Below are 6,430 nucleotides of genomic sequence, written 5' to 3'. Positions count from 1 at the left end.
ACGGGTTGATCGCCCGGACTCTTCTGAACACGCTCCCGCTCAAGGCATCTCGGCGAGCTGGCCTTTACCGACCAAACGCTTTGTCACCAGGCTCTAACTGACCCGATTGGTATCGGACTGTGCGAAGCGGGCGATGGCGCGGGCGACCGCCTCGCCCATGGCGGGGCTGCCGGTGTGGCCGGAGTCGTCGATGATGTGCAGGCGGGCGTCTGGCCAGACTTTGGCGAGTTCCCACGCGGTTTCGAGCGGGGCGCTGAGATCAAGGCGACCGTGGATCAATTCGCCGGGAATACCGGCGAGCCGACCGGCTTCGCGTAGCAGTACGCCTTCGTCGAGCCACGCCGCGTGTGCGAAGTAGTGCGTGCAGATCCGGACGAAGGCGAGCATGGCGGTGTCCGGCTTGCTGCTGTACTGCCCTGGGCTGCCAAAAGATTCGTGCGCGATGACCGCGTCCTCCCAGCGGCACCACTCGATCGCGGCACTGCGGCGTACCACTGGGTCCGGGTGTTCCATCAACTGCCGGTAGCCCTGGACCGGGTCACCGTCGCCGGACAGCGTGGCCCGGAACCGCGCCCATTCGGCGGGCAGCAGCCGCGCGACACCCCGGTACAGCCAGTCGATCTCGCGGCGGCGGGTGCTGGTGACGCCGACCAGCACGATCCCGGTGACCCGCTCCGGGTACCGCTCGGCGTAGGCGAGGATGAGCGTCGAGCCCCAGGACCCGCCGTACAGCAGCCAGCGGTCGATGCCGAGGTGGGTGCGCAGCCGCTCCATATCGGCGATCAGGTGCTCGGTGGTGTTCACCGCCATGTCGGTGTCCGGATCGGCGGCGCTAGGAAGGCTGCGTCCACAGCCGCGCTGATCGAACTGCACGATCCGGAAGACGTTCGGATCGAACGACTTCCGCGCTCGCGGGCTGCTCCCGCTGCCCGGCCCGCCATGCACCACCAGCGCGGGCCGGCCCGCAGGGTTGCCGCTGGTGCACCAGTACACGTGGTTTCGGTCACCGACCTCGAGCAGACCGCCAGCGTACGGATCGATCGAGGAAAAGGACGTCGACACGGTTGCCAAGGTTAGCGGAGACACGCAGCATCGACGTCCGGCGCGAGCGTTGACCTGGCCGCGGCGCCAACGTATAGAACGTATTACGGGACAAGACCTGGTTCAGCGGTATCCGCACGCCGCACTCGTCATCGCCGGTATCGCGGTGCTGCAAGGTCATACCCCTGCGGCCACGATCTCCGGAACCGCGGTGGCGGTCGGGAACGCGTCCCGCAGCGGCTGCCCGGCGCGAGCGTCGCCCGGTGTAGGCGGCGGTCGGCGACGCCGGCTCCCAGTACTGGCACCAACAGCTCTACCAGCGCGAAATGCCGGCCGCGAGGTCCGCTTCCGATCCCGCCCAGCGATGGACGCACCTGGAACGCGCACATCGTGTCGCAGCCGACTGTGGACTCATTCGACTGTTGGTCAAGGTAATTGTCCCGATCAGCGAGACGTCCACCGGTCGGGACGTGGGTTTGGCCGCTACGGTCCCGCAATGACCAGCGAACGGTATGCAGTTATCGCTCTACTCCACCAGTATGCCGATGCGCTCGACCGGCCGTGGCCTGGGGTACGAATGTGACGCCTCTTGTACCGTGAAACACCAACGGTCCGAGTTGATTTCGGGCCGTCGGCGTTCGTGGGGCCAGGATTCACAGGTGGCCTGCGGTAGTCGGCGCTAACGGATCGGCAGTGCGCTGAAGATGGGGTTGTAGGCCCAGTTCAGCAGGCGCTCAGCGTCTTCCTTCGCGGAGCGGCCGCTGCCGGGTGAGCTGTGCAGGACCACACCGATCAGGGGTATTCCAGCCCGCACCGTCTCGAACAGCAGGCAGGCTCCCGCGGCGTCGGTGGATCCGGTTTTGATGCCGATGGTGCCGGGATACTCGTGCAGCAGCAGATTCGTGGTCTGCCAGTGGTGCTCGCGATTGCCCGGGCCGGCGGGCAGGTGATAGGTCTCCGACCCCGCGATCTCGCGGAATGCCGGCAGGCTCATCGCGCGCAGGCCGAGGGCCACCAAGTTCGCCGGTGTGGAGTAGGTGGCGTAGTCGTCGGGGGAGGGCAGTCCGCTGGGATCGGCGAAATGTGTTCCCGTCAGGCCCATTTGACCCGCGGTGTCGTTCATTCTGGCGATGAAGCCGTCTTGGCCGGGCCCGTATGCCTCGGCCAGGGTATAGGCGGCGTCGCAGCCGGACGGCAGCATCATCGCGTACAGCGCCTGTCGTGTGGTGAACACTTCGCCGGGGACCAGGCCTGCGCTGCTTCCGTCGTTCCGGGCGCAATAGGACATGGCCTCCTGCGGCACGGTGACAGTCCGCTCGAGGTCGCCGCCATTGATCACGACCAGTGCCGTCATCACCTTTGCGATGCTGGCTATCGGGACCGGCGTGTCCGGCTCTCGCGACCACAGCATCGTGCCGGTAATTCCGTCTGCCAGTTCAGCCCCCGGCGCCTGTATTCCGTCCGGCTCGGAATTGGGCCAGGGCAGCAGGCCATTGGGCGCACTCGCGGCGGGAGCGGCTGCGACGCCATGACTGACCGCCGCAATCAGCGCCCCTGCGATGACAGTCTGCAACAATCGAGCAAATGTCGGCATGGCGACATTCTGCCTTTCAATCCCTTTGAACTGAGGGATTTCATTTCCGGGATTGTCGCAAAACTCGGGCCGTAGCAGGCGCATAGCTAACGAGATACTCCGGTGCTGCAGTTCTCGTTCGTGCCCGACCGCTCGACGCAGCGAGCAGGGCGGTTCGAGTCGGCGCTGATCGCGCATGTGCTGGTTCCGTGGATGTCGAGTTTCTGTGTCGCTGATGCCAATTCGTCGGCCAGAGGCATCACCGATCCAAGTGCCGGGTGAGCCATGCAGCAGAGCAAATGGCGCTCTGGCGGTATCGGTGCCGGTGAGGAATCTGTGGGCGTGCCGGTTTCGGCATAGGGGAAGTTGCGACGGAATACCGCTTAATCGGCTGGCCGCCGGGCTGTGACCTGCAGCCATCGGATTGGCGCGCCGAACTCGCCCGGCCCATATCGCCGACGCAACTCCGTGGTTGCGATCGCGGTTGCGGATTCGACGTCGAGGAACGAGTGGCGTTCGATTTCGCCACGCAGCGGGGTCCCCTGGCAGAACGCCACCGCACCGGTCTCCGGCGTCGAGTGGCTGGAACCCTCGTCCGCGAAGATCATCGGAACCAGCAGGTCGTCGTAAATTTCGGGGATCGACCCGGTGAAGGACGCGTCCCCGCGGCCGGCCGTGGTCACGAACCCAGCTTCGGATCGCCACTCACGGCGCGTGATGCTACCGCCGACACCTGGATACACGAGTCGGACGCGCAGGCTTCGAGTGAACCTCCGGCCGACCTGATACGTAAGAAGAGAGAAGACCGACGCATTCGACGCTTGCATCGGATGGACGAATGTCGCATCCGATGCATCGCCCTCGGCTGGTGTTCCGTAAGACCCCCCGACCAACGGAACACCAGCACCGAGGCCATCCGCCGCAACGATCGCTATTGCCGTTGCTATCCGAACATCCATTGACCGCCATTGACGTGGATAACGGCACCGGTGATGGCGGCTGAACGCGTCGAGCACAGGAAGGCACACACCCGTACTGGCCCAGCCCGGAGGCCAGGGACTTGGTCAGGGTGCGCAGGCCGCCCTTGCCGACCGAGTGGGGGACCCGGGTCCAGCCGCCCAGCCAGCCATCCTCGCCGTTGATACGCACCACCCGGCCCCAGCCGCGCTCGCGCATGCCGGGCACGAACGCTTTGGCCAGGTACCACGAGGCGGTGAGTTGCTGGTTCAGGTGGCCGTGCCATCCCTCATCGGTGATCTCGAAGAGTCCTTGTAAAGCCGTCGGGCTGCGTTGCTGACGTAGATATCCGCGCCGCCGAATGTCGCCTCGGCCTGGGTCCGCATCCGCTCCACGGTCGCCTTGTCGGCGGCGTCACCTATCACCACCAGGGAGCCGACGCCGAGATCCGCGGCCTCCTTCGCCACCGAGCCGGCTTCCGCCTGATCGCTGCGGGTGTTGACAATGACGTTCGCGCCGCAGCCGGCCAGCTCGAGCACGATCGCCCGCCCGATATTCCGCCCCGAGCCCCCGACCAATGCTGTCTTACCTGCAATTCCGAAGACATCGCTCATGTGCGCCTGCCTTTGGTACAGAATCTGCGGTGATGGTGGTTCCAACCTGAGATGCGCGGCACCGTCCCGACGCCGGCATCACGCCATTCATTACCCGGCCCAGCACAATCGTCTCGCTCCACTCGCACGAGTCGAGCGCCGGCTTCGGCCTCCTTCTCCGCGGTGTCGACGGCATCCTTCACACGCTGCGACTGGAAGCGGTGTCGAATCGCGTGGGCATCGCGGACGGCCAGGTGCAGCCATTGCGGATATTCGCCTCTGCCACCGGGTGCGGTCGCCGTGACGTATTTTTCCAATATCACACGTCCGGCCTCGGCATAGCGTCCTCGGCATGAACACGATCCTTTCAGCGATGACCGAGTGTGCCGCTGAGGCTGGGCGGGTGGCGCGGGGAGTCCGACCGGAGCAGTTGCCGGCGCCGACGCCGTGTACCGAATTCGATGTGCGGACGCTGATCAACCACTGGGTGCTCTACTCGTCCTACGGGCTGGAGTGCCGGGCGCGGCGGCGGGCGATCCCCGACGATCTGAGTGCCCGTGACTTCACGGCGGCAGCGGATTGGGCCGAAGAGTATGCGGCGCAGCTGGATCGAGCAGTGCGGGCATGGTCCGAGCCTGCCGTGTGGGAGGGGGAGATCGACCTCGGGTGGTCCTCGATGCCCGCATCCGACGTCGCGGGAATGCTGCTCGCCGAACTCGCTCTGCACGGGTGGGACGTGGCGGCCGCGACCGGACAAGAGTTCCGGGTCTCCGCGGCGGCCGCCACGACCATCGGGGAGATCATCGACTCCAGTGCGGAGGAATACCGCTCGTACGGCATGTTCGTCGGGGCAGTCGAGGTGGCCGATGACGCAGAGCCGCTCGTGCGGGCCGTGGCCGCATCCGGGCGAAATCCGCAGTGGGCGGCCGGTATTCGAGCGTAGGCGGCGAACCCATCTCGCCTGCACACTGAGCGTGTCACATTTCAGCCGTGTGGGTGGTCATGGCGGTATGACTATCGCTCACACCTGGCCCGGATGGGTCGCGACCGGTTTCCTGTGGTTCCTCGCCCTCGAGTTCATGATGGGGGCGGTGACCAAGTTCTGGCCCGGTCCGACGTTTTTCGGGCCTGCGTACTCGATCAAGTTCGCGGAGTGGGGGTGGCCCGCCTGGTTCCGGTTCGTGGTCGGCGGGATCGAGGGGGTATGTGCGCTGCTGTTGGTGATCCCGTTCCACGAGACGCGATTCCTCGGCGCCGCGGTGCTGATACTGGTGCTGACCGGCGCCGTGGTCACACACATCATCAACCACCACGGGCCCAAGGAGAGTTTCGCCGCACCGGTGCACCTGGTCATCACGGTGATCGTGGCCCTCGCGACATGGCCGACTCACTGGATGGACGTGCTTCGGCCCGGGCAGTGGACGTAGCTGAATGTCGCTGTGGGCGAATGGGATTCGCCCACAGCGAACATCTCGTATGCCCCGCATCTCCGACCGTAAGGCCGCACGCCACTGCACCGGAGATGGATGCCTGGACCTGAAATGCAGGGTGTTCGGTGTTGCAGCGGACCAAATTCCACCGGTCCTGGTTGGGGTTTCCTGGGGCAGAGCAGGTTTCAGTCTGCGCGCGAGAACACCGCCACCAGAAAGTCGGACTGGTCGGTGAATGGGCGTAGGTCCCACGTCGAGAGCTGCAAATCCACTGTGAGTCCGGCATTCTCGGCGTCGGTCAGGAACTGCGGGAACTCGTAGCCGCGGTCGGCTCCGAAACCCGTGACCACCCGGCCGCCCGGGGCGAGGTTGCGGGCGAAACCGGCCAGCACCGCCCCTCGGGTGGAGGGCGCCAGAAATGTTATGACGTTCCCCGCGCACACGATGACATCGAAGTCGGCGGTGATGTTGCGGGCCGGCAGATCCAGTTCGGCGAGATCACCGACGATCCAGGTCGGGCCGGGATGGTCGTGCTCCGCGGCAGCGATCAAGACCGGATCGACGTCGACCCCGACCACGACGTGACCCGCGTCGTGCAGGTAGCCACCCACACGCCCCGGACCACATCCCGCATCCAGGACCCGGCTACCGCGGTCGAGCATCGCGTCGATCAGCCGCGCCTCCCCGACGATATCCGCGCCTTCGGCCGACAATCTCCGGAACCGCTCCACGTACCACTTCGAATGCGCAGGGTCGGCGGCGGTGAGCTCCTCCCAACGGCTGGGGGTACGTCCGCTCATGGATGGCTCCTCCTCGGTCGGGTCCGTGCCCTGTCC

Annotated in this window: 9 protein-coding genes; 3 read left to right on the top strand and 6 right to left on the bottom strand. The window is 65.9% G+C overall.

The window, feature by feature from the left end:
• Positions 1 to 93 precede the first annotated feature (93 nt).
• Both pip and AB0L60_RS22410 read right to left on the bottom strand, forming a co-directional pair.
• A complete protein-coding gene (gene pip, locus AB0L60_RS22415) occupies positions 94 to 1,062 on the bottom strand; it encodes a prolyl aminopeptidase (RefSeq protein ID WP_364617002.1) in 969 nt (322 codons plus the stop codon).
• Between the two features lie 658 nt (positions 1,063 to 1,720).
• On the bottom strand, positions 1,721 to 2,719 hold the full coding sequence (locus AB0L60_RS22410) for a D-alanyl-D-alanine carboxypeptidase (protein ID WP_364617000.1): 999 nt from the start codon (positions 2,717 to 2,719) through the stop codon (positions 1,721 to 1,723).
• An 18-nt stretch (positions 2,720 to 2,737) separates the two neighbouring features.
• Here AB0L60_RS22410 and AB0L60_RS22405 point away from each other — a divergent pair, with 18 nt between their 5' ends.
• Entirely contained in the window at positions 2,738 to 2,896 is a 159-nt protein-coding gene (locus tag AB0L60_RS22405) for a hypothetical protein (protein ID WP_364616998.1), read from the top strand.
• A 101-nt stretch (positions 2,897 to 2,997) separates the two neighbouring features.
• Here the strand turns inward: AB0L60_RS22405 and AB0L60_RS22400 are convergent, their stop codons facing one another.
• The 3 genes from AB0L60_RS22400 to AB0L60_RS22390 are packed head-to-tail and all read right to left on the bottom strand — an operon-like array spanning position 2,998 to position 4,185.
• A complete protein-coding gene (locus AB0L60_RS22400; protein WP_364616996.1) occupies positions 2,998 to 3,297 on the bottom strand; it encodes a hypothetical protein in 300 nt (99 codons plus the stop codon).
• Between the two features lie 37 nt (positions 3,298 to 3,334).
• Positions 3,335 to 3,814: a hypothetical protein gene (locus AB0L60_RS22395; protein WP_364617032.1), complete on the bottom strand. Its 480-nt coding sequence runs from the start codon at positions 3,812 to 3,814 to the stop codon at positions 3,335 to 3,337.
• 26 nt (positions 3,815 to 3,840) lie between these two features.
• Complete coding sequence (locus AB0L60_RS22390; RefSeq protein ID WP_364616994.1) at positions 3,841 to 4,185, bottom strand: SDR family NAD(P)-dependent oxidoreductase; 345 nt, start codon at positions 4,183 to 4,185, stop codon at positions 3,841 to 3,843.
• Between the two features lie 331 nt (positions 4,186 to 4,516).
• On the opposite strand from AB0L60_RS22390, the gene AB0L60_RS22385 reads away from it, so the two are divergent.
• Both AB0L60_RS22385 and AB0L60_RS22380 read left to right on the top strand, forming a co-directional pair.
• On the top strand, positions 4,517 to 5,107 hold the full coding sequence (locus AB0L60_RS22385) for a TIGR03086 family metal-binding protein (protein ID WP_364616992.1): 591 nt from the start codon (positions 4,517 to 4,519) through the stop codon (positions 5,105 to 5,107).
• A 67-nt stretch (positions 5,108 to 5,174) separates the two neighbouring features.
• Positions 5,175 to 5,591 (top strand): DoxX family protein, encoded by a 417-nt coding sequence (locus tag AB0L60_RS22380; RefSeq protein WP_364616990.1) that lies wholly within the window; start codon positions 5,175 to 5,177, stop codon positions 5,589 to 5,591.
• 188 nt (positions 5,592 to 5,779) lie between these two features.
• Here AB0L60_RS22380 and AB0L60_RS22375 read toward each other — a convergent pair whose 3' ends face one another.
• Positions 5,780 to 6,394, bottom strand: coding sequence for a class I SAM-dependent methyltransferase (locus AB0L60_RS22375; protein WP_364616988.1), 615 nt, complete (start codon positions 6,392 to 6,394; stop codon positions 5,780 to 5,782).
• Positions 6,395 to 6,430 lie beyond the last annotated feature (36 nt).

Origin of the sequence: Nocardia sp. NPDC051981 (assembly GCF_040680715.1) — a bacterium.
GTDB lineage: Bacteria > Actinomycetota > Actinomycetes > Mycobacteriales > Mycobacteriaceae > Nocardia.
The sequence above is the reverse complement of the archived record's forward strand: the minus strand, read 5'-3'. Positions and strand labels throughout refer to the sequence as shown.

Coding starts and splice junctions, on each gene's coding strand:
- AB0L60_RS22410 (WP_364617000.1), bottom strand. CDS start 2,719: ATGCGCCTGCTACGGCCCGAGTTTTGCGACAATCCCGGAAATGAAATC.
- AB0L60_RS22390 (WP_364616994.1), bottom strand. CDS start 4,185: ATGAGCGATGTCTTCGGAATTGCAGGTAAGACAGCATTGGTCGGGGGC.
- AB0L60_RS22385 (WP_364616992.1), top strand. CDS start 4,517: ATGAACACGATCCTTTCAGCGATGACCGAGTGTGCCGCTGAGGCTGGG.
- AB0L60_RS22380 (WP_364616990.1), top strand. CDS start 5,175: ATGACTATCGCTCACACCTGGCCCGGATGGGTCGCGACCGGTTTCCTG.
- AB0L60_RS22375 (WP_364616988.1), bottom strand. CDS start 6,394: ATGAGCGGACGTACCCCCAGCCGTTGGGAGGAGCTCACCGCCGCCGAC.